Origin of the sequence: Janibacter indicus (assembly GCF_900176385.1) — a bacterium.
In the GTDB taxonomy this organism is placed as follows: domain Bacteria; phylum Actinomycetota; class Actinomycetes; order Actinomycetales; family Dermatophilaceae; genus Janibacter; species Janibacter indicus.
Genome location: NZ_FWXN01000005.1, coordinates 235189 through 257553, shown reverse-complemented (window position 1 = coordinate 257553; position 22365 = coordinate 235189). Strand labels below are relative to the sequence as shown.

The window sequence follows — 22365 nt, the reverse complement described above, 5'->3', positions numbered from 1 at the left end:
AAAGCCGTTGCGGCGCAGAGGGGGTGGTGCGAGCGTGGCGGCATGACGAGCGACATCGAGATCACCCGGATCGACCCGAGCGACGAGAGCCGGGTCGAGGCGCTGCTCGAGCTCGACAAGCTCGTCTGGGCCGACGCCGGGCGCCGACCGCGCGAGGCGCAGCTGCGCGACACCCCGCAGCGGGCGGGCTTCATCGCCACCCGTGGGGGAGAGCCCGCCGCGACCGCGGGGTCGTGGGATGTCGAGGTCTCCGTGCCGGCTGCGGGAGGCGAGGTCGCCTCCCTTCGTCCTGCGGAGGGGCTGACCTGGATCGGGGTGCACCCCGACCACCGGCGTCGCGGTGTGCTCACCGCCGTCATGGGCCACCACCTGCGCTGGACCCGCGACGAGCAGGGGCGCTCGCTGTCCGTGCTCAAGGCGTCGGAGCACTCGATCTACGGGCGCTACGGCTACGGCGTCGCGAGCACGGTGCTGCGCTCGAGCTTCGGGCGGGGCACGAGCTTCGCCGCGCCGCCGCAGGTGCGGGCGCTCGCCGAGGCGACGACCCTGCAGACGACGACCGCCGGCCCCGAGCAGGGCGACCGGTGGCACGACATCGCCCGAGCGGCCGCCGCCACCGGCGCCGGGCAGGTCGTGCGCAGCCGCGAGGACTGCGCCCGCCTGCTCCACGACAGCCCCGAGAGCCGCGGCGACCGCGAGCCCGCCCGCCTGCTGTGGGCCACTCGTGAGGGCCGGGACGTCGGCGCCGCCTACTTCCACCGGACGCCGCGCTGGTCCGACGGGCGGCCCGAAGGCGAGGTGGGCGTCTTCTTCCTCGTCTCCACCGACGTCGCCGCCCGACTCGCGCTCGCCGAGCGGCTCGTCGACCTCGACCTCATGGGCAGCACCGGCTACTGGGTGACCCTCGACGACCCGCTCGTGCAGTGGCTGCCCTCGTCCCGTGCCCTGGGCGGCGGCGGTCCGACGGACAACCTCTGGCTGCGCATCGTCGACCTGCCGACCGCCGTCACCGAGCGCGGCCACGCCGCCGACCTCGACGTCGTCGTCGAGATCGGCGACGCGGTCCTGCCCGAGCAGGCCGGCCGTTGGCGCTGGACCGCCACTCGCGACGGCGTCGGGACGCTCGAGCGCACTGACGCAGGCGCTGACGTCACGCTCGACATCGGCGACCTCGGCGCCGGGTGGCTCGGCGGGCAGACGATCGCGGCCCGGGCGGCCGCCGGCTACGTCACCGGCGACCCGGCCGCGGTGGCGGCGCTCGACGCCGCGCTGCGCACGCCGGTCGGGCCGGTGACGACGATCGACTTCTGACCCTTCGAGACGGTCGCTTCGCGACCTCCTCAGGGATCGTGGATATCCTGCCCCCCATGCCTGACACCTCCCTGCGCGAACCCATCGCGGCGGAGGACCTGCACTACCCCGAGGACCTGCCGGTCGTCGCGCGCAAGGACGACATCGCCGCGGCGATGCGCGAGCACCAGGTCGTCATCGTCGCGGGGGAGACCGGGTCCGGCAAGACGACCCAGCTGCCCAAGATCGCGCTCGAGATCGGCCGCGGCCGCGAGGGGCAGATCGGTCACACCCAGCCCCGCCGGATCGCCGCCCGCTCGGTGGCCGAGCGCATCGCCGAGGAGCTGCGGGTCGATCTCGGCGGCCTCGTCGGCTACCAGGTGCGCTTCGCCGACCACAGCAGCGACAGCACGGCGGTCAAGGTCATGACCGACGGGATCCTGCTCAACGAGATGCAGCGCGACCGCGACCTGCGCCGCTACGACACGATCATCATCGACGAGGCCCACGAGCGCTCGCTCAACATCGACTTCATCCTCGGCTACCTCAAGCAGCTGCTGCCGCGTCGCCCCGACCTCAAGGTCGTCATCACCTCGGCGACGATCGACCCGGAGCGCTTCGCCGCGCACTTCAGCGATGAGCAGGGCGAGCCCGCGCCGATCATCGAGGTCTCCGGCCGCACCTACCCGGTCGAGGTGCGCTACCGCCCGCTCGGAGACGATCGTGAGGACGACGATCAGGATGGGGACGTCGACCAGGTGACCGGCATCTGCCGGGCGGTCGAGGAGCTGTGGACCGAGCCCGAGTCCGGCGGTCCCCGCGACGCCCTCGTCTTCCTGTCGGGGGAGCGGGAGATCCGCGACGCGCAGGAGGCCCTCACGGGGATGCGCCTGCCCGACACCGAGATCATCCCGCTCTACGCGCGCCTGTCCGCCGCCGAGCAGCACCGGGTCTTCGCGCCGCACTCCGGGCGACGGATCGTGCTGTCCACCAACGTCGCCGAGACCTCGCTGACCGTCCCGGGCATCCGCTACGTCATCGACACCGGCACCGCGCGCATCTCCCGCTACAGCCAGCGGACCAAGGTCCAGCGCCTGCCGATCGAGCGCATCTCGCAGGCCTCGGCCAACCAGCGCGCCGGCCGCTGCGGTCGCGTCGCCGAGGGCGTGTGCATCCGGCTGTACTCGCAGGAGGACTTCGAGGCCCGCCCGGAGTTCACCGACCCCGAGATCCTGCGCACCAACCTCGCCAGCGTCATCCTCCAGATGACCTCCCTCGGCCTCGGCGACGTGAGCCGCTTCCCCTTCGTCGAGCCGCCGGACTCCCGCCAGATCACCGACGGTGTCCGCCTGCTGCAGGAGCTGCAGGCCTTCGACACCACGCACCAGGCGAAGGGGGCGCGTCGCCTCACCCCGACCGGCCGGACCCTCGCCCGGCTGCCCGTCGACCCCAGGCTCGGCCGGATGCTCATCGAGGCTGACCGCCTCGGGTGCACCACCGAGGTCCTCGTCATCGTCGCCGCGATGTCGATCCAGGACCCCCGCGAGCGGCCCAGCGAGCAGCGCGCCCAGGCCGACCAGCAGCACGCCCGCTTCCGCCAGGAGGGGTCCGACTTCGCCAGCTGGTGGAACCTCTGGGTCTACCTCAAGGACCAGCAGAAGACCTTGTCCGGCAGCGCCTTCCGCCGCATGTGCAAGCGGGAGTACATCCACTTCCTGCGCACCCGCGAGTGGCAGGACCTGCACAGCCAGCTCGTGCGTGCCGCCAAGCAGTGCAAGATCGACACCCGCCAGCGCACCTCGGCGCCCGATGCCGAACCCGACTGGGACCGCGTGCACCAGGCCCTGCTCACCGGGCTGCTCAGCCACATCGGCCTGCACGACGAGGACAAGCGCGACTACCTCGGCGCCCGGGGTGCCCGCTTCTCCATCCAGCCCGGCACGACCAACTTCCGGCGGCAACCCCCCTTCGTCATGGCGGGGGAGCTCGTCGAGACCAGCCGGCTGTGGGCCCGCTCGTCCGCCCGCATCGACCCCGTGTGGGCCGAGCGGGCCGGCGCGCACCTCGTCAAGCGGACCTACTCCGAGCCGCGATGGAGCAAGAGGGCCGCCTCGGTCATGGCGACCGAGCGGGTGACGCTCTTCGGCGTGCCGCTCGTCGTGGGCCGGGCCGTCAGCTACGGCAAGATCGACCCCGTCGCCAGCCGCGAGCTCTTCATCCGGCACGCGCTCGTCGAGGGGGAGTGGGACGCCCACCACGACTTCCTGACGACCAACCGCAAGCTCGTGCGTCGGCTCGAGCGGCTCGAGGAGCGCGCCCGCCGGCGTGACCTGCTCGTCGACGAGCAGGACGTCGTCGACTTCTACGACGAGCGCATCCCCGACCACGTCGTCTCCGGGGCGCACTTCGACAGCTGGTGGAAGAAGGCACGCCACGACCAGCCCGACCTGCTCACCCTCACCGAGGAGCTGCTCACCCGCGAGGACGCCGAGCAGGTCGACGGGCGCGACTACCCGCGGCGCTGGCGCACCGACGGCCTCGAGCTCGCCGTGACCTACCAGTTCGAGCCGGGGACCGAGGACGACGGGGTCACCGTGCACGTGCCCGTCGCCGTGCTCAACCAGCTGGGCGCCGACGGCTTCGACTGGCAGGTCCCGGGGCTGCGCGCCGACCTCGTCACCGCGCTCATCAAGTCGCTGCCCAAGGCGACCCGGCGTCACCTGGTGCCGGCGCCGGACCACGCCCGCGCCGCGCTGACCCAGCTCGACCCCACCGCCGGCACGTCGATCACCAGCCAGCTGTCGAGCGTCCTCGGCCGCCGCGCCGGGATCCGCATCGACGAGGGCGAGTGGGACTGGTCCAAGGTCCCCGACCACCTGCGGGTCACCTTTGCCGTCGAGGACGGACGGCGCCGACGGCTGGGCCGAGGCAAGGACCTCGAGGAGCTGCGCGAGGGCCTCGCCGGCCACGTCCAGCAGGGCATGTCGCGGGCCGGCGCCTCCATCGAGCGCACCGGCCTGACGACGTGGGACCTCGACGACCTGCCCGAGACCTTCTCGACGAAGACCGGCAAGCACACCGTCGTCGGTCACCCCGCCCTCGTCGACGAGGGGAGCAGCGTCGCCATCCGCGTGCTGCCCGACGAGCAGCAGGCCGCCGCGGCCCACACCGCCGGCGTACGCCGCCTGCTCCTCCTCGGCACGACCCCGCCGTGGAAGCGGGTGCTCGCCCGGCTGACCAATGCGCAGAAGCTCGCCCTCGCCGACAACCCCCACGGCTCGGTCCCCAAGCTCCTCGACGACGCGCTCGCCGCCGCCGTCGACGACATCGTCGCCCAGCACGTCACCGGGCCGGTGCGCTCGCGGGCGGCCTTCGACGAGGCACTCGCGGCCACCCGCACCCACGTCGCCCAGCGGGTGCTCACCGCCGTCTCCGAGGTCGAGCCGGTGCTCGCCCAGCGCACCGAGGTCCTCGCGCTGCTCGACCGCATGACCGCCCCGGCGCTGGCGACGACGGTCGCCGACGTACGGGCCCAGCTCGACGGGCTCGTCCGGCCGGGCTTCATCGCCGACACCGGCCTGTCACGGCTGCCCGACCTGCGGCGCTACCTGCGCGGGATCTCCCTTCGTCTGGAGCGCGCCGCGGACAACCCGCGGCGCGACGCCGGCCACCAGGAGGCGGTCGACGCGGTGGAGGCCGCCTACGCCGACCTGCTCGACGCGCTGCCCCCGCTGCGGCGCCGCTCGGCCGACGTCGTCGACATCGGCTGGATGATCGAGGAGCTGCGGATCTCGCTCTTCGCCCAGTCCGTCGGCACCGCCCGGACCGTCTCCGCCAAGCGGGTGCGCGCGGCGATCGCCGCGATCCCGACACCCTGACCAGTGGGGGGAATGGCCGCGGGGCGAGCGGGGTTGCGACAATGAGTGCTTCACCGACCAGGAGGACCTGACGTGACCGAGCGCCTCTACCGCTACGAGGTCGACACCGACCCCGCGCTGCTCCAGCCCGGGCCGATGATCGTCGCCTTCGACGGCTTCTTCGACGCGGGCATGGCCCAGCGCCTGCTCGTCGACCACCTCCTCGAGGCGGGCGACCCGACCGTCGTCGCGTCCTTCGACGTCGACTCGCTCGTCGACTACCGCAGCCGGCGTCCGGTGATCACCTTCGACGCCAACCGCTACACCGACTACTCCGACCCGTCGCTGCTGCTCTACCACCTGCTCGACCGCGACGGTCAGACCTACTACATCCTCACCGGGCCCGAGCCCGACTACCGGTGGGAGGCCGTCGTCGACGCGGTGACGACGATCATGGACGACATGGGCATCACCCTCGCGGTGCACGCCCACGGCATCCCCATGGCCGTCCCGCACAGCCGGCCCGTCGGCATGACCGTCCACGGCTCCGACGAGCGCCTCATCGGCGAGCACAAGCCGGTCTTCGGCACCGTCCAGGTCCCGGCCTCGCTCGCCGCCCTGCTCGAGCTGCGCCTCGGCGAGAGCTCGCGCGATGCCGTCGGCTTCAGCATCCACGTGCCGCACTACCTGGCCCAGTCGACCTTCCACGACGGGGCGCTCACCGCGCTCAACGCCATCGTCGACTGCACCGGCCTCAACCTGCCCAACGACGCGCTCGCCGAGGCCGCGCGCGAGGGGCGGATGCAGATCGAGCGCGAGATCGAGGACAACGACGAGGTCCGCGATGCCGTCCAGGCCCTCGAGCGTCAGTACGACGTGCACCTGCGTGGCCTCGAGCGCCCCAGCCTGCTCGCCGGCGAAGGGGAGGGCCTGCCCTCCGCGGACGAGCTCGGCGCGGAGTTCGAGGACTTCCTGCGCACGGTCGACGACTCGGAGCAGTAGGCCTACTTGGCCTCCGACCACCGGCGCACGATGCTGGTGTCGGCGACGAAGCGCACCTGCTCGCCACCCAGCCACCGGCGCGCGGCGTCGGTAAGGGCCCGGTCGACGAGGGCCGCGGCCTGCTGCGCGTGCTCCTGGGGCACGTGGACGAGCAGCTCGTCGTGCAGGCACAGCACGATCCGCCCCTGCAGCGGGCGCACCGCGACCCGCACCGTCGCCGCCCACGCCTTGAAGAGCTCGGCGGCCGAGCCCTGGATGACCGCATTGCGGGCGAATCGCCCTCTGGCTGCGGCGAGCCCGTCGCGGGCCTCGGCGTCGAGGTCGCCGCTCGAGAAGTCCGTGCGCACCAGACGCCCGCCGAAGGTGCGCACCGGCTCACCGCGCCGCCCGCGGTCCTGGGCGCGCTGCAGGTGCGCCATCGCGACGGGGTACTCGCGCTCGAGACCCGCGAGCGCCTCGGCCGCCGGACCCGATCGCTGGCCGTACATCGCGGCGAGCACCGCGATCTTGGCCACCGAGCGCTCCACGCCGAGCCGCTGGGCCACCGGGGCGTAGAGGTCGTCCTCGCGGGTGGCGGCCGCGAAGGCCTCGTCGCGCGAGACGGCCGCGAGCACGCGTGGCTCGACCTGACCGAGGTCGGCCCGCACGAAGACCCAGCCCTCGTCGGCGGCGACCGCCGGCCGCAGCTCGGCCGGGAGGTTGTGAAGCCCCGCCTGGGCGGTCATCCGGCCGGCCGCCCCGTCGCAGGCCGCCCACGCGCCACGCAGCCGGTCGTCGGCGCCGACGTGCTCACGCAGCCACCGCCAGCCGTAGGTCGTCGCGATCCGCTCGCGCTTGCGCCACTCGAGCAGCGCCGGCACGACCGGGTGGGTGGCCCGGTGCGCCTCGAGGACCCACTTGCGCGTCGACGGCACGTCGACCCCGGCGCGGGCGAGCATCGCCTTGACCTGGGCGGGGTTGCGCAGGTCGACGTGCCCGGTGCCGGGCAGCGCCGCCAGCACCGGCGCATCGCGGGTCGTGCGGGCCGCGAGCTCCTCGTCGAGGCTGTGCGGCTCGTCGCCGGCGGCCTCGGTCACCAGACGGCGGGCGGTCGCCCGGTCGATCGGCAGCCCGTGCTGCTCGAGCTCGACGCAGAGCACGGCGGCGGCGGACTCGGCGTGCGCGGTGGCGAGCGCACGACCACCGCGAGCGGTCATCCCTTCGTGCTGGCGGGCGGCGACCTGCCGGGCCGCCTCGGCGAAGGCGGCGCACCGCTCGGGCGTCGTCAGCCACGCCCCGGTCACGGCATCGGCGCGCAGGTGGCCGTCGTCGCGGACCAGCTGCTCGGGCGGCAGCTCGTCGGAGAGCAGGTCGAAGAGGTCACCGGTCGGCGCGGCCGGCGCGGTGCCGGGCTCGAGGCCGTGGACCGCGGCCCAGGCCAGCTCGGGCCCTGCGGCCCAGCCGCCGTGGGCCAGACGGTGCGCCTCGGCGACGTCCCACGTGCGGTCCAGGCGGGCGCCGGCGGTGACGAGCGGGGCGACCGAGGCGGCCGACCAGGTCACCCAGCGGGTGCCGGGGGAGAGGGTGGCGACGAGCGAAGGGAGGTCCCGCGCGAGCACGGGATCGCCGTGCGGGGGGAGCGCCGCACCCACACCGTCGACCCCGACGACGACGGCTCCCGGCTGCTGTCCACCCACGGTGCGTGAGGCTACCCGCGTCCACCGACGGGCCCCCTTCGCCGTGGCAGGATGCCGACATGGGATTCATCTCCGACCGACTCGGCTTCGGCAAGAAGAAGCAGGTGCAGGACACGCGGACCGCCCTCGATCAGGCGCGTGACCCCAAGAGCCGCCAAGGCCTGTCCGGCTCCTCGCTCAAGCTCGTCGAAAACCTCCTCGACACCGGCATCGACGGTCGCGGCCCCTTCGACTCCGCGGCGCAGGTCGCCGACAAGGCGCTGGCCAAGCACGGCGGCGACGTCGACAAGGCGGTCGACGAGGTCGTCGGCGACACGCTCAAGCTCGCCGGTGCCAGCGGCTTCCTCACCAACCTCGGCGGCTTCGCGACCATGGTCGTCGCCCTGCCGGCCAATGTCCTGGGCTTCTACGTCCTGGCGACCCGGATGTCGGCGGCCGTGGCCCGACTGCGCGGCTACGACCTCGCCCAGCCCGAGATCCGCTCCGCCGTCCTGCTCAGCCTCGTCGGTGCCGACGCCCAGGACCTGCTCGCCAAGGCAGGGGTCGTCGCGCCCACCGGCCGGCTCGCCGGCATGGCCGCCCAGCGACTGCCCGGGCCGGCCCTGATGGTGGTCAACAAGGCCGTCGGCTTCCGCATCCTCTCGACCGCCGGCAAGGGCGTCTTCACGCGCTTCGGCAAGGCCGTGCCGGTCGTCGGCGGTGCCGTGGGCGCCGGCATGGACGTGTGGCTGATGCGGCAGATCGGCGCGCACGTGCGCACCGAGTTCCCGGCCGCGAGCGTCGACGTCGGGTAGCCTCCCGCGGGTCCGTGACACTCGCCACAGGGAGCTCTCGTCTCATGTCACTCGCCGAACTCGTCGACTCCGCCAACGGTTTCATCTGGTCGATACCGCTGGTCGGGCTGTGCCTGGTCGCAGGCGTCTACTTCACCGTCCGCACCGGCCTGGTGCAGGTCCTCGGCATCCCGGACATGATCCGGCAGCTGACCAAGGGCGAGAAGTCGCAGGACGGCACCTCCTCCTTCCAGTCGCTGATGATGTCGCTGGCCAACCGCGTCGGCATGGGCAACATCGGCGGCGTCGCCACCGCCATCGCCTTCGGTGGTCCGGGTGCGGTCTTCTGGATGTGGGCCGTGGCCTTCTTCGGGGCCGCGACCTCCTTCATCGAGTCCACGTTGGGCCAGATCTACAAGGAGAAGGACCCGGACACGGGTGAGTACCGCGGTGGCCCGGCCTACTACTTCGAGAAGGCCTACGCCCACAAGGCCAGGACCCTCTCGCTCGTGTACGCGATCGTCTTCGCCGTCGTCACCGTCTTCGCGATGAGCTTCTTCCTGCCGGGAGTCCAGGCCAACGGCATGTCCTCGGCCATCGAGTCGGCCTGGGGCGTGCCGACGTGGGCCACTGCCATCGGCGTGGTCATCGCCCTGGCCTTCATCGTCATCGGTGGCGTCAAGCGGATCGCTGCCTTCGCCGCGTTCGTCGTGCCGCCGATGGCGATCCTCTACATCCTCTTCGCGCTCGTCGTCTTCTTCGTCAACATCGACCAGATCGGCCACGTCTTCGGCGAGATCTTCTCCGGAGCCTTCGGCGGCCACGCCGTCTACGGCGCGATCATCGGCCAGGCGGTCAAGTGGGGTGTCCAGCGCGGTATCTACTCCAACGAGGCCGGCCAGGGCACGGGCCCGCACCACGCGGCGGCCGCCGAGGTCTCGCACCCGGCCAAGCAGGGCTTCGTGCAGGCCTTCGCGGTCTACATCGACACGCTCTTCGTGTGCACGGCCACGGCCTTCATCATCATCTCGACCGACATGTACACCGTCTTCAAGGGCGAGACCTTCGGCGACGAGACGCTCTACGTCGGTGGGGTCGGCACCGACACCGAGCCGGGGCCGGGCTTCGTCCAGGCGGGCTTCGACACGCTGGCTCCGGGCTGGGGCTCGAGCTTCGTCGCGCTGGCCCTCGTCTTCTTCGCCTTCACGACGATGGTCGCCTACTACTACATGGCGGAGGTCAACCTCGCCTACCTGACCCGCAAGATCCGCAACGGCGTCGTGCGTCGGGGCATGATCCGCGCGCTCCAGGCCCTGATCCTCGCGTCCGTCGCCTACGGCGCGATGACGACCGCCGGCTCCGCGTGGGGGTTGGGTGACATCGGCGTCGGCACGATGGCCTGGCTGAACATCCTCGGGATCCTGCTGCTGCAGGTCCCGGCGCTCAAGGCGCTCAAGGACTACCGCGCCCAGAAGAAGCAGGGCATCGACCCGCAGTTCGACCCGCGTGAGCTCGGGATCGAGGGGGCACAGTTCTGGGAGCAGCGGGCCGATGGCCTGGTGACCCAGGGCGCACCCGGCGACCCTGCGGAATCCTCTGCGGACCCGCGTCGTTGATGACGAGTGGGAGCGCCCTCATCCGATGGTGCCCGAGCGTCAGGAGACCCCGATGGTCATGAGTCGACGAGCCCGCAGCGCGGTCCATCTCGCGTCCGCCGTCCGCAGCGCCTCGCGCCCCGATGGCCCGAGCCTGCTCCAGCGGCTGCGTGCCGTGCCGCGCATGGTGCGTGCGGTGCGGGCCGGCACCTACACCGGCCTGACCTCGACGCGGCTGCTGATGATGCTCGCGGGCGTCGGCTACATCGTCTCGCCGGTCGACGTCGTCCCTGAGGGGCTGCTGCTCGCCTTCGGCCTGCTCGACGACGTCATGGTGATCGGCTGGGTCGCGGCGACCCTGGTCAAGGAGACCGAGGAGTTCATCGCGTGGGAGCAGGGTGTCGCCGCGCACCAGGCCCAGTGGGCCCAGCAGCAGGACCGGAGCCAGCAGCAGGCCTGGAGCTCGACGGTGCGCTCGCACGTCGTCCCCGACTGACCCCAGACCTGCGGGCGCCCACCCGCTCGTCCACAGCCGGCCCGTCCCCTCTGTCGAGGGGGCGGGCCGCTCGGCATGGTCGGGGCATGACACCGACCGCCAGCCCCCGCGACGCCTCCGAGCTCGCCGTCCTCGTGCCCTACCAGCTCGGTTACCACCCGGGTCCATCCCTCGTCCTCGCCGCCCTGCACGGTCGGCGGCTCGGGATGGTCCAGCGCCTCGACCTCGTCGACGACCCCCGGGCCTGCGCCGCTCTCGCCGAGCACAGCATCGCGATCATGGTCCGCGAGCGGGCGCAGGGGGTCGTGGTGCTCGCCTTCGAGGACGACGAAGGGGGCTCCCGCCCCTTCCGCGCGGCCGTCACCTCGGCGGCCCTGGCGGCCGGTCTCGCCGTCCCTGACCACGTCGTCGTGCGCGACGGCCGGTGCTGGGTCCCGGGGTGCGACGACGGGTGCTGCCCGCCGCAGGTGCGCGCGCTCCCGCGGCCCGAGGAGGTGCCGGCGGTCGCCCCCTTCGTCATGGCCGGGGTGCGGCCGCTCGCCAGTCGTGAGGAGCTGGTCGCCACCGTCGTGCCGCCGACGGACGAGACGCGCGCCGAGGGGGTGGCGCAGGTCATCGTGTCGGGCGAGCCCGTGCCGGTCGACGACGACGAGCTCGCCGCGCTGTGGTCCCACGTGCTCGACCCGCGGCGCAGCGCGCGACCGGTCGGTGACCTGCCCGATGCCGAGCTGGCCGTGCTGGGCGGCTCGCTGCTCGACGTCCAGTGGCGCGACGCGTTGATGGCCGTGCTCGCGCCGGGGTTCTTCTCGCTCGACGACGTGCCGCTCGAGGTCGGCTGGCTCGCCCTCGACGCGGCGGCGGAGTGCCCCTGGGTCGACTGCTGGGAGGGCGACGACGAGCTGCCGCAGGCAGGGGATTGGTCGGACGAGCTGCTCGTCGTCCGTGGTCGGCTCGTCGAGCTCGCCCGGCTCCTGCCGCAGCCGCTCACGCCCACGGTGCTCGTCACCGTGGCGCACCTCGCCTGGTGGGCCGGTGACGGCACGATCACCGGCATCTGCCTCGAGCGGGCCCTCGAGATCGACCCCGAGCACCGGCTGGCCGACCTCATGCTCCGTCTGCTGGCCACGGGGGTGCGTCCGTGGGCCCTGCCCCCGGCCGAGGGTCCGCAGCCCGGACGCGACTCGATCGGGCGCGCCTCGTGACGTTAGAGTTGTCGGCAGGTCATGAGTGCCAGCGTCAAGCCCCGGCTTGCTGGCCGGCAACCCTCCTCGCGACGGGGTGCCCCGGGTGATGACCGGGCCGCGTCGAGGCGACGTGGCAAGGCGAGACACTTCGGGAGCACTCCGTGAGCGTGACGACCACACCCCCCGCGAGCACCGCGCTGTGGCGCGACGGCGACCACCCGGGCGAGCGACGCTTCGTCTCGATCGGGCGGCTGGAGCTGGAATCGGGCGAGTCCCTGCCCGACGTCGTGCTGGCCTACGAGACCTGGGGGCGCCTGCGTCCCGAGCGCGACAACGCCGTGCTCGTCGAGCACGCGCTCACCGGTGACAGCCACGTCGTCGGCGAGGCCGGTCCCGGTCACCCGACGGCCGGCTGGTGGCCGGGTCTCATCGGGCAGGGCGCGCCGCTCGACGACGACTACTTCGTCATCGCGATCAACGTCCTCGGTGGTTGCCAGGGCAGCACCGGGCCGGGCAGTGCCGCGCCCGACGGCCGGCCGTGGGGCAGTCGCTTCCCGCGCCTCACCATCCGTGACCAGGTCGCGGCCGAGGCGCGGCTCGCCGACGTCCTGGGCATCGAGCGCTGGCACACCGTCATCGGCGGGTCGATGGGGGGCATGCGCACGCTCGAGTGGGTCGCGAGCCACCCCGAGCGCGTCGGCACGGCGATCGCCCTGGCGACCGGCGGCTACGCCACCGCGGAGCAGATCGGGTGGAGCCAGGCGCAGATCCTCGCGATCCGCAACGACCCGTGGTTCGCCGGGGGTGACTACTACGACCACCCGCAGGGCCCCGAGGCCGGGCTGGCCATCGCCCGCCGCATCGCCCACATCACCTACCGCAGCGAGCTCGAGCTGCACGAGCGCTTCGACCGACGGGTCCAGGACGAGCCCGCCGGGCCCGAGGGCCGCCCGCGCTACACGGTCGAGAGCTACCTCGACCACCACGGCGGCAAGCTCGCGCGCCGCTTCGACGCCAACTCCTACGCGGTGCTCTCCGAGGCGATGAACTCCCACGACCTCGGCCGGGACCGTGGGGGGATGTCCGCGGCGCTGCAGGACTTCACCGGTCGACTCGTCGTCGCGCCGGTCGACTCCGACCGGCTCTACCCGCCGCGGCTGTCGCACGAGGTCGTCGCGGCACGTCCCGGGACGCAGCTGCGCACGATCTCCTCGGCGGTCGGTCACGACGGTTTCCTCACCGAGGTCGACCAGGTGGCCGAGCTGCTCCGGGACGTGCTGCGCGGCGACTGATCGGGACACGCCGACGACACCGGTGCCGGAGTGAGACAGGTCACGGGGCCGCGGTGTAGCGTCTGGCCCAGGTAGTCCATCAGCCGAGTTGTGACGAGGAGCGAGCGATGACCATCGTCGTGGGGTACGTGTCGACCAAGGAGGGCGAGGCCGCTCTCGAGCGCGCCTTCGAGGAGTGCCGCCTGCGCAACGACAAGCTCGTCGTCATCCACTCCGACCGTGGTGGCGTGGGCCTGAGCGGTGACACCGCCCGCAAGAACGAGGACGATCTCAAGCAGGTGCGTTCCCGCATGGAGGAGGCGGGTGTCGACGGCGAGGTCCGTGGCCTCGTCCGAGGCAAGGAGCCGGCCGAGGACCTCATCGTCGTCGCCGAGGAGACCGACGCCAGCCTGATCATCATCGGCCTGCGTCGTCGCACCCCCGTCGGCAAGCTGATCCTCGGGTCCAATGCTCAGCGTGTGCTGCTCGACGCGCCCTGCGACGTGCTGGCGGTCAAGGCCCGCTGAGACCCTCCGACCGCCCCTGGTGGCGGCACCCGACGGCCACGCGTTTTATAATGGTCACGAGCCCAGCGCACAGCGACCGGGCGAGTCGGGTCAGACGGGGTCACGCCACTCCCTTCGTCCCGGCGGAATCCTCCGTGACGAAAGGTTGTTGGTGACTGCTGTGTCCCCACGGTCCGTCGAGACGCAGGGCTCCCTCCCCAAGGAGTTCTCGCATCCCTCGCTGCAGGAGCTCGTCCTGAAGGGCCGCACGACCGGATCCATCACCAGCGATCAGCTGCAGGCCGCGTTCGGCGAGGCCAAGATCAGCCCCAGTCGGGGGCGGGTCGTCCTGCGCGCGCTGGGCGAACAGGGAATCGAGGTTCAGGTGCCAGAGTCCACTCCGGCGAAGAAGACGGCCAAGAAGACCCCCGCCAAGAAGGCGGCGAGCAAGACCGCGGCGAAGAAGACGGCCACGAAGAAGGCCGCCGCCCCCGCGAAGAAGGCTGCCCCGGCGAAGAAGACCGCGGCGAAGAAGGCCGCCTCCACCGCCACGGCAGCCGCGGCCGCCGCCCCGGTGAAGCAGGCCGCACCCGCCAAGCAGGCCGCCGCGAAGAAGGCTGCCGCGAAGAAGGCCGCGGCCAACCCGACGACCACCACGGCCGAGGAGCCGGCACCCGGTGAGGACGAGGTCCTCGGCGAGGAGCCGGAGGCCAAGGCCAAGCCCGAGACGGAGCAGGACGAGAAGTCCGGCTTCACGATCAGCAACGACGACGAGGACGACGCTCCCGCGCAGCAGGTCGTGACGGCCGGCGCCACCGCCGACCCGGTCAAGGACTACCTCAAGCAGATCGGCAAGGTCGCCCTCCTCAACGCCGAGCAGGAGGTCGAGCTGGCCAAGCGCATCGAGGCCGGCCTCTTCGCCGAGGAGAAGCTCGCCTCCGGCGAGAAGATCGAGATGAAGTTCAAGCGCGAGCTGTGGTGGATCGCGCAGGACGGCAAGAACGCCAAGAACCACCTCCTCGAGGCCAACCTGCGTCTCGTCGTCTCGCTCGCCAAGCGCTACACCGGCCGCGGCATGCTCTTCCTCGACCTGATCCAGGAGGGCAACCTCGGTCTGATCCGTGCGGTCGAGAAGTTCGACTACACCAAGGGCTACAAGTTCTCGACCTACGCGACGTGGTGGATCCGTCAGGCCATCACCCGCGCCATGGCCGACCAAGCCCGCACCATCCGCATCCCGGTGCACATGGTCGAGGTCATCAACAAGCTCGCCCGTGTGCAGCGTCAGATGCTCCAGGACATGGGTCGTGAGCCCACCCCGGAGGAGCTGGCCAAGGAGCTCGACATGACCCCCGAAAAGGTCGTCGAGGTCCAGAAGTACGGCCGCGAGCCGATCTCCCTGCACACCCCGCTCGGCGAGGACGGCGACTCCGAGTTCGGTGACCTCATCGAGGACTCCGAGGCGGTCGTGCCGGCCGACGCGGTGAGCTTCACGCTCCTGCAGGAGCAGCTGCACTCGGTCCTCGACACGCTCAGCGAGCGCGAGGCCGGCGTGGTCTCGATGCGCTTCGGCCTGACCGACGGTCAGCCCAAGACGCTCGACGAGATCGGCAAGGTCTACGGCGTGACGCGTGAGCGCATCCGTCAGATCGAGTCCAAGACGATGAGCAAGCTGCGTCACCCGAGCCGCTCGCAGGTTCTGCGCGACTACCTCGACTGACGCACTCCGCGACCTCTGGGGCGAAGGGGGAGTCAGCGGCGACGAGGCAGGCGGCGCAGGAGCGAGCGGCCGAACGCGCGCCACGCGTCGACGCCGTCCTGGGGCCACAGCACCGAGCGGACCTGTCGCGAGCGCTGCCGGCCGGAGCGGACCTCGTCGACGACCCCGCCGACCTCGTGGGAGATGTCGGGCAGGTCGGCTCCGGGCGGGGCGTAGCGGGCGCGCTCGAGGGTGGCGACGACGTGGTCGAGCTGCTCCTGCGGCTCGCCCTCGAGATGCAGGCGCCGACTGAGCCAGGCGCCGGTCTGCCGCGGGGTCGCGCCGACCGGTGGGCGCAGCCCGAGGTCGTCGAGCTGGGTGATCAGCTCGTGCCACTCGCGCTCGACCCGCTCGGCGTCGTCGACGGCCGAGCGGCGGGAGCGGCGACGGGCCACGAGCGCCGACAGCGGCATGATCGCCAGCACGGCGGCGATGCCGAGCAGCCAGAGCAGCGCGGTGACCCAGGCGGGGCGACCCTCGTCGGGCGCGGTCGCGGCCTCTGGGACCGCGACGTCCTCCTGCTGGTCGTCGGGGCGGGTCGAGGAGCTCGTCGTCTCGTCGGACGAGGTCGAGGTGTCGGTGCCGGCGCTCGCGTCGGAGGTGTCGATCGTGTAGCCGGGCGTCGACGCAGCACGTGAGCCGGGCGTCGGCTCGAACCGCGTCCAGCCCACCCCCTCGAAGTACAGCTCGGGCCAGGCGTGGGCGTCGCTGACCCGCACGACGCGCTCGTCGCCACTGCTCAGGGAGCCGGGGAGGAAGCCGACGGCGACGCGGGCGGGGATCCCGCGCGCCCGGGCCATGAGTGTCATGGTCACGGCGAACTGCTGGCAGTAGCCGGTCTTGTGGTCGAGGAAGGCGACGATCGGGTCACGCCCCTGCGACGAGGGCAGGTCGAGGCTGTAGGTGAACTCGCTGCCGCGCAGGTACTCCTGGATGGCCTGGGCGCTGCGCAGGGGAGTGGCGTCGTGTGGGACGACCTCGTCGACGAGGTCTCCGATCTCCTGCGCCGACCCGGGGTCCAGGGTGAGGTAGGAGTCGCTCTGGGCGAGCGGGTCGATGGGTTCGCCCGTCGGCTGGTCGAAGTCCTCTTCCTCGGGGGCGAGTTCGGTGTAGGTCGCCGAGTAGGTGCCGGGAGTGCGCTGGACGGCAGCCGTGCCGTCGTCGCCGAGAGCCCAGGCGATGCCGCCCGTGTCGACCGAGCTGACGAGCGAAGGGAGCGGCAGCTGCGGGGCTGCGACGCCGTTGGACTCGACGACCATCGTGCGTCGCTCACCGACGACGTTGCCGGGGATTCGAAGGGTCGGGTCCGGGGCGGAGAAGCCCTCGACGGGCTCGGGGGCGTCGGAGCGCATGCGGCCCAGGCCGTCGGAGAAGTCCTCGACGACCGCCACCCGCAGGGGCCCCGGAGTGGGGGAGCTCGACGTGTAGGTGAGCACCGGGGCCTCGCTGGGCGACTCGAGGCTGCGGCGCAGGTCGAGGGCCGTGGCCAGGCGCACGCCGGACCCGGTCGTCGCTCCGCCCTGGCTGCGCCCCAGCCCGTCGAGGACGTAGCGGGTCGGCAGGTGGGGGACGAAGGTGGCCGCGGCGACGGCGGCGACCAGGGCGAAGGCCCCGAGTCGCGCGGCCTGCCAGCGGTGCGAGCGCCCGGCGATGTCCTCGCCGTCGCCACGCGCCATGCGGGGGACCGAGGTCGCCCAGCCGTGCAGGTCGACGTCGGACTGGTGCACGACCATCGCGAGCCACAGCCCGGCGCCGGCGAGGAACCACGCCCAGTGCATCGAGCCACCGGAGTTGGCCGCCGAGACGAGGAAGAGCGAGAGCAGCGGCAGGCCGGCGACCGACGGCGATGCTGCAGTGGCGCTGGCCATGTCGACGGCCAGGGCGACGACGACGATGATCGCGACGAGCATGACGGTGATGCCGGGCGTCGCCGGCGCGGGGGCCGCGTAGCGGGTGATCGTGTCCTGGGCCTGCTCGAAGTGGTCGAGCAGCGCGGTGAGCGTCTCGGGTGTGGGGACGACGCCGAAGACCGTCGTCTCGCCGAGCTGGGTGACGAGCAGGTAGAGGCTGGCCGCGGCGGCCTGCCCGAGGACGACCAACCCTGCGTGGGTGGTGAGCGAGCGCAGGACCATGCCGGTGCCGGCGACGACGGCGACGCCGATGACCGAAGGGAGGGCCCAGGGGGCCTCGTCGAAGAGCCGGCCGAGGGGGAGGGCGACGACGATCGTCGCCAGGCCGGCGAGGAGGCCGGCGACCACCCGGGGCTCGTGTCGCATCATGCGCGCACCCCCAGACCCACGGTGAGTCGGGCCCACAGCTCGGGGAGCTGGGCGCCGGGGCGGACGACCTCGGTGCGCCAGCCGCCGAGGGCCAGCCGGTGGGCGGTCTCGTCGGCGGGCCCGGTGCCCCGGGTGCCGGAGGAGAAGCCGCCGCGGTCGACGACCAGACCCAGCCCGTGGCGGGCGCGTGTGGCGCAGAGATCGACGATGTCGTCGTCGAGCTCGCCGAGGACGCCGACGACGAGGCCCCCGCCGTGCTGCATGAAGTCGTCGAGGGCCTCGAGGAGCCCGCGCGCCGAGGTGGTCTCGGCTGGCTGGACCGCGGCGAGCTCGTCGAGCGCGTGGTCGACGTCGACGAGCGGCTCGACCGCGCCGCCCTCGTCGGCGGACCGGCACAGGTGCACCTCGAAGCGCTCGCCGAGGAGCAGCGTGGTGATCGACGCCGCCGCCGTCACCGACCACTCGAAGGACCCGCCGCCCCCGGTGCCGGCGTGGACGCCGGCGCGGTCGTCGAGCAGGACCAGGGCACGCCGTCGGGAAGGCTGCTCGTCCTGCCGCACCATCGTCTCGCCGGTGCGGGCCGTCGAGCGCCAGTGGATGCGGCGCAGGTCGTCGCCGATGCGGTACTCGCGCACGCCGACGTCGTCCTCACCCTGCAGGGCGACCCGCGAGGCGACCGAGGTCTCGCCGCCTCCGCCGGCCGGCACGCCGCGCACGGGCGTGAGTGGCAGCACCCGCGGCAGGACGACGAGCGAGGTCTCGCCGGGCACCGGGACCGCACGGGTCGCCAGGCCGAAGGGGTCGGTGACCCGCACCGAGAGCGGGCCGATCGTGTGGTGGCCCCGCACGTGGGAGCGCACCCGGTAGGTCAGCTGGCGGGTCTCGCCGCCGTCGAGGCGCGGCACGAGCAGGTGCGGTCGGTCGCCGAGGGCATAGGCCAGCGCCTCCTCGCCCCGCAGGAGGGGGGTGGGCAGCCGGCCGGAGTTGTGCACCCGGACGGTGACGTCGGCGTGGCCGTCGGTGGGCACGCGGGAGGGGGCGACCTCACGGGTGACGGCGAGGTCGAGCTCGCGGCGGGAGAGCAGCAGCGCCAGGGCCGGCAGCACGACGAGCAGCGCGCCGACCTTGGTCAGGTCGTGCAGGCCGAGGGTCAGGCCGGTGAGGGCCACGAGCACCCCGGCCGCGACGAAGAGCCGCCCGCGACCGGTCATGGTCGAGCACTCACCGGGCGGCGGGGACGCGCGTGTGCCGCACGATCTCGCTGACGATGTCGACCGGGTCGCGCCGGGCCAGCTGCGCCTCGCTGCTCAGCAGCAGTCGGTGGGCGAGGACGACCGGGGCGATGGTCTGGATGTCGTCGGGGAGCACGTGGTCGCGTCCGTGCAGCGCCGCGTGCGCCCGGCCGGCGCGCAGCAGGTGCAGCGTCGCCCGGGGCGAGGCGCCCAGGCGCACGAGCGAACTCGTGCGGGTCGCGGTGGCGATGTCGACGGCGTACTGGCGCACCGCCGTGGAGGCGTGGACCGTGCGCACCGCGGCGATGAGCCGGGCGATGCCTGCCGCGTCGGCGACCGGCCGCAGGCTCTCCAGCGGCGAGCTCGCGCCGTGGTGGTCGAGCATGGCCACCTCGGCGGCGGCGGTCGGGTAGCCCATGGACAGCCGCGCCATGAAGCGGTCGCGCTGGGCCTCGGGGAGGGGGTAGGTGCCCTCCATCTCCACGGGGTTCTGGGTCGCCATGATGATGAAGGGCCGGGGCAGCTCGTAGGTCCGCCCGTCTACGGTGACCTGGGCCTCCTCCATGCACTCCAGCAGGGCCGACTGGGCCTTGGGCGAGGCGCGGTTGATCTCGTCACCGATGACGACGTTGGCGAAGACGGCCCCGGGGCGGAACTCGAACTCGTGCTGGTCCTGGTTGTAGATGCTCACACCGGTGATGTCGCTCGGCAGCAGGTCGGGGGTGAACTGCACCCGACGCACCGAGGAGTCGATGCTGCGGGCGAGCGCCTTGGCGAGCATCGTCTTGCCGACGCCGGGCACGTCCTCGACGAGGATGTGCCCCTCCGCGAGCAGGACCGTGACGGCGGTGCGCACGACATCGGGCTTGCCCTCGATGACGGCATTCATCGTGTCGGCGAGCGCCCGGCCGACGGACACGACGTACTCGAGGTCCGCCTGTGCCGCCACCTCGGGGGCGCCTTCCCTGCTGAGGGTCACCACGTCTCCGTCCCGGGGCCGCGCCGGTGGCGTCCCCACTTCGCTCCGATGTGCTCCCGACCCTACGTCGCGCTCGGCCTCCGGCCCTAGGAATCGGGCCCACGAGACACAGGCACCCTCGGTCCCGGCCCTGGGGGACCCCCCTTCGTGCCGCCGGTGCGGTGAATCCGCCCCACTTTGCACCACCCTTGATTTATCAGGGAAAAGTCAGGAAAGAAGTCGCCGAAAAGTGCGAATCGGGGTGTGATCTGGAGCAGAGGTGGAGTAAAGTGGGGGATCAAGGAAGCGCAGGGAGCCCTCGGGTCGAGACGAAGGGGAGGTGGTCGCCGTGTTCCTCGGTACCCACACCCCACGCCTCGACGACAAGGGCCGCCTCTTCCTCCCCGCGAAGTTCCGCGACAAGCTCGCCGGCGGCCTGGTCATGACCCGTGGTCAGGAGCGCTGCCTCTACGTCTTCCCCATGGACGAGTTCGTCAAGATCACCCAGCGCTTCCAGGAGGCCCCCACCTCGAGCAAGGCCGCTCGCGACTACATGCGCGTCTTCCTCTCCGGCGCGAGCGACGAGATCCCCGACAAGCAGGGCCGGGTCACCGTGCCCGCCGCGCTGCGCCAGTACGCCGGCCTCGACCGCGAGTGCACCGTCATCGGCACCGGCTCGCGGGTCGAGGTCTGGGACACCGCCGCGTGGGAGGAGTACCTGGCCAGCACCGAGCAGGCCTTCGCCGACCAGTCCGAGGAGGTGATCCCCGGACTCATGTGATGCAGCTGCCGCCCGGCCTCCAGCCGTGACGGCGCCGACCCGACTTCCCCCGGGCCGGAACGTCCCGGATGGGGACCAGGCGGCAGCAGCGAGCACGACCCGGAGATCACCACCACAACCCCCCCCCCACCACCGACGAGCACGAAGGGAGCACCGTGGAGCACGACGACCGTGACCTGACCACCGACGGCCGCGACGCGGCCTCCCGCCACGTGCCCGTCATGCTCGACGAGGTCCTCGACCTGCTCGCCCCGGCGCTCTCCACGGAGGGCGCCGTCCACGTGGACGGCACGCTCGGCATGGGCGGCCACGCCGAGGCGGTCCTCGAGGCCGACCCGCAGGTGCGTCTCGTCGGCATCGACCGCGACCCGCAGGCGCTGGCCCTGGCGGGGGAGCGGCTGGCCCGCTTCGGCGAGCGCGTCACCCTCGTGCACGCCGTCAACGACGAGATCGGCGAGGTCCTCGACGACCTCGGCCTCGCGAGCGTCACCTCGGCCTTCTTCGACCTCGGGGTCTCCTCGCTCCAGCTCGACGAGACCGAGCGCGGCTTCGCCTACGCCCACGACGCGCCGCTCGACATGCGGATGGACCCCACGACCGGGGTCACCGCCGCCGAGGTGCTCAACACCTACGACGCCCGCGACCTGACCCGGGTGCTCTCGGAGTACGGCGAGGAGCGCTTCGCCCGCAAGATCGCCGGCGCGATCGTCCGCGAGCGGGAGGTCACCCCCTTCGAGCGCTCCGGCCGACTCGTCGAGCTGCTGCGCGCCACGATCCCGATGGCCTCCCAGCGCGGCGGTGGCCACCCGGCCAAGCGCACCTTCCAGGCGCTGCGGATCGAGGTCAACGAGGAGCTCGCCGGCTGGGCCCGCGCGCTGCCCGTCGCCCTCGACCGGCTGTCGGTGGGCGGCCGGATCGCGGTGCTGTCCTTCCACTCCCTCGAGGACCGCATCACCAAGCGGGCCCTGGCCGCCGGCGCCGCCTCGACCACCCCGCCCGACCTGCCCGTCGAGCTGCCGGAGCACGCACCCGAGCTGCGCCTGCTCACCCGCGGGGCGCTCACCCCGAGCGCCCGCGAGCTCGAGACCAACTCCCGATCCGCCTCGGTGCGCCTGCGCGGCGCCGAGCGCATCCGACCGCCCCGTCACCAGGAAGGCCCCCACCGATGAGCCAGTCGTCCGTCGCCACGACCGTCGCCCGTCGCGCCCCCGCCCGAGGCACCCGGGCCTCGCTCGAGGTCGTCACCCCCACCGATCGGGCCGGGTCCGCGTGGTTCCCGGTACTGTGCTTCGCCCTGCTCGTCGCCGGGCTCGGCGCCGTCCTGGGGCTCAACACCTCGATGGCCCAGGACTCCTTCGAGGTGACGGCCCTCGAGGCCCGCTCCGCGTCGCTCGCCGACAAGGAGGACTCGCTGTCCCAGACGATCAACGACCGGGCCGCGCCGCAGCGCCTGGCGACCGAGGCCGACGCGCTCGGCATGGTCCCGGCCGGCAGCGCCGCCTTCATCGACGTCGACAAGGGCAGCATCCTCGGCGTGGCGTCGGTCGCCAAGAAGCCCGACGGATTTACCGTGGGAGCGGCCGCCACGGCGACGGCGGACCAGTCCTCGACCAGCTCCTCACCGTCCTCGAAGTCCACGTCGGAGCCCTCCTCGAAGGCCGCCAAGAAGAAGACCCCCACCGCCCGCCCGAGCAACTGACAGGAGA

At 72.6% G+C, this 22365-nt stretch carries 17 protein-coding genes and 1 riboswitch; of the genes, 13 read left to right on the top strand and 4 right to left on the bottom strand.

Annotated elements, in window-relative coordinates:
• The first annotated feature begins 42 nt into the window (after window positions 1-42).
• From B9B60_RS07875 to B9B60_RS07865, 3 genes are all read left to right on the top strand, one after another.
• The gene (locus B9B60_RS07875) at window positions 43-1311 is read left to right on the top strand and encodes a GNAT family N-acetyltransferase (protein ID WP_084450692.1); all 1269 of its coding nucleotides are present in this window, start codon (window positions 43-45) and stop codon (window positions 1309-1311) included.
• Window positions 1312-1367: 56 nt separating this feature from the next.
• Window positions 1368-5168: an ATP-dependent RNA helicase HrpA gene (gene hrpA / locus B9B60_RS07870; RefSeq protein ID WP_084450691.1), complete on the top strand. Its 3801-nt coding sequence runs from the start codon at window positions 1368-1370 to the stop codon at window positions 5166-5168.
• A 72-nt stretch (window positions 5169-5240) separates the two neighbouring features.
• The gene (locus tag B9B60_RS07865; RefSeq protein WP_084450690.1) at window positions 5241-6149 is read left to right on the top strand and encodes a PAC2 family protein; all 909 of its coding nucleotides are present in this window, start codon (window positions 5241-5243) and stop codon (window positions 6147-6149) included.
• A 2-nt stretch (window positions 6150-6151) separates the two neighbouring features.
• Here B9B60_RS07865 and B9B60_RS07860 read toward each other — a convergent pair whose 3' ends face one another.
• A complete protein-coding gene (locus B9B60_RS07860; protein ID WP_084450688.1) occupies window positions 6152-7825 on the bottom strand; it encodes a DNA polymerase in 1674 nt (557 codons plus the stop codon).
• A gap of 59 nt (window positions 7826-7884) precedes the next feature.
• Here B9B60_RS07860 and B9B60_RS07855 point away from each other — a divergent pair, with 59 nt between their 5' ends.
• From B9B60_RS07855 to B9B60_RS07825, 7 genes are all read left to right on the top strand, one after another.
• Window positions 7885-8619: a hypothetical protein gene (locus tag B9B60_RS07855; RefSeq protein ID WP_084450686.1), complete on the top strand. Its 735-nt coding sequence runs from the start codon at window positions 7885-7887 to the stop codon at window positions 8617-8619.
• A gap of 44 nt (window positions 8620-8663) precedes the next feature.
• The gene (locus B9B60_RS07850) at window positions 8664-10214 is read left to right on the top strand and encodes an alanine/glycine:cation symporter family protein (protein WP_084450684.1); all 1551 of its coding nucleotides are present in this window, start codon (window positions 8664-8666) and stop codon (window positions 10212-10214) included.
• Window positions 10215-10272: 58 nt separating this feature from the next.
• Window positions 10273-10689, top strand: a complete 417-nt coding sequence (locus tag B9B60_RS07845) for a YkvA family protein (protein WP_226283056.1) — start codon at window positions 10273-10275, stop codon at window positions 10687-10689.
• Window positions 10690-10775: 86 nt separating this feature from the next.
• The gene (locus B9B60_RS07840; RefSeq protein ID WP_084450682.1) at window positions 10776-11891 is read left to right on the top strand and encodes a DUF4192 domain-containing protein; all 1116 of its coding nucleotides are present in this window, start codon (window positions 10776-10778) and stop codon (window positions 11889-11891) included.
• A 17-nt stretch (window positions 11892-11908) separates the two neighbouring features.
• Window positions 11909-12019, top strand: a riboswitch (SAM riboswitch).
• 15 nt (window positions 12020-12034) lie between these two features.
• The gene (gene metX, locus B9B60_RS07835; protein ID WP_084450680.1) at window positions 12035-13165 is read left to right on the top strand and encodes a homoserine O-acetyltransferase MetX; all 1131 of its coding nucleotides are present in this window, start codon (window positions 12035-12037) and stop codon (window positions 13163-13165) included.
• Between the two features lie 107 nt (window positions 13166-13272).
• Entirely contained in the window at window positions 13273-13671 is a 399-nt protein-coding gene (locus tag B9B60_RS07830) for a universal stress protein (protein ID WP_072624267.1), read from the top strand.
• Window positions 13672-13831: 160 nt separating this feature from the next.
• Window positions 13832-15370, top strand: a complete 1539-nt coding sequence (locus B9B60_RS07825; protein WP_084450678.1) for an RNA polymerase sigma factor — start codon at window positions 13832-13834, stop codon at window positions 15368-15370.
• 32 nt (window positions 15371-15402) lie between these two features.
• On the opposite strand, the gene B9B60_RS07820 is transcribed toward B9B60_RS07825, so the two are convergent.
• From B9B60_RS07820 to B9B60_RS07810, 3 genes are read right to left on the bottom strand one after another with little or no spacing between them, the layout of a single operon-like run.
• Window positions 15403-17688 (bottom strand): transglutaminase TgpA family protein, encoded by a 2286-nt coding sequence (locus tag B9B60_RS07820; protein WP_143445491.1) that lies wholly within the window; start codon window positions 17686-17688, stop codon window positions 15403-15405.
• The gene (locus B9B60_RS07815) at window positions 17685-18899 is read right to left on the bottom strand and encodes a DUF58 domain-containing protein (RefSeq protein ID WP_084450674.1); all 1215 of its coding nucleotides are present in this window, start codon (window positions 18897-18899) and stop codon (window positions 17685-17687) included. Before B9B60_RS07815 ends, B9B60_RS07820 begins: the two co-directional genes overlap by 4 nt.
• Before the next feature lie 10 nt (window positions 18900-18909).
• Complete coding sequence (locus B9B60_RS07810) at window positions 18910-19899, bottom strand: AAA family ATPase (protein WP_234993792.1); 990 nt, start codon at window positions 19897-19899, stop codon at window positions 18910-18912.
• Window positions 19900-20227: 328 nt separating this feature from the next.
• Here B9B60_RS07810 and mraZ point away from each other — a divergent pair, with 328 nt between their 5' ends.
• From mraZ to B9B60_RS07795, 3 genes are all read left to right on the top strand, one after another.
• Complete coding sequence (gene mraZ / locus B9B60_RS07805) at window positions 20228-20659, top strand: division/cell wall cluster transcriptional repressor MraZ (protein ID WP_072626159.1); 432 nt, start codon at window positions 20228-20230, stop codon at window positions 20657-20659.
• Window positions 20660-20814: 155 nt separating this feature from the next.
• Window positions 20815-21828, top strand: a complete 1014-nt coding sequence (rsmH, locus tag B9B60_RS07800; protein WP_084450672.1) for a 16S rRNA (cytosine(1402)-N(4))-methyltransferase RsmH — start codon at window positions 20815-20817, stop codon at window positions 21826-21828.
• Window positions 21825-22358: a cell division protein FtsL gene (locus B9B60_RS07795; RefSeq protein ID WP_084450670.1), complete on the top strand. Its 534-nt coding sequence runs from the start codon at window positions 21825-21827 to the stop codon at window positions 22356-22358. Before rsmH ends, B9B60_RS07795 begins: the two co-directional genes overlap by 4 nt.
• The last annotated feature ends 7 nt before the right edge of the window (window positions 22359-22365 follow it).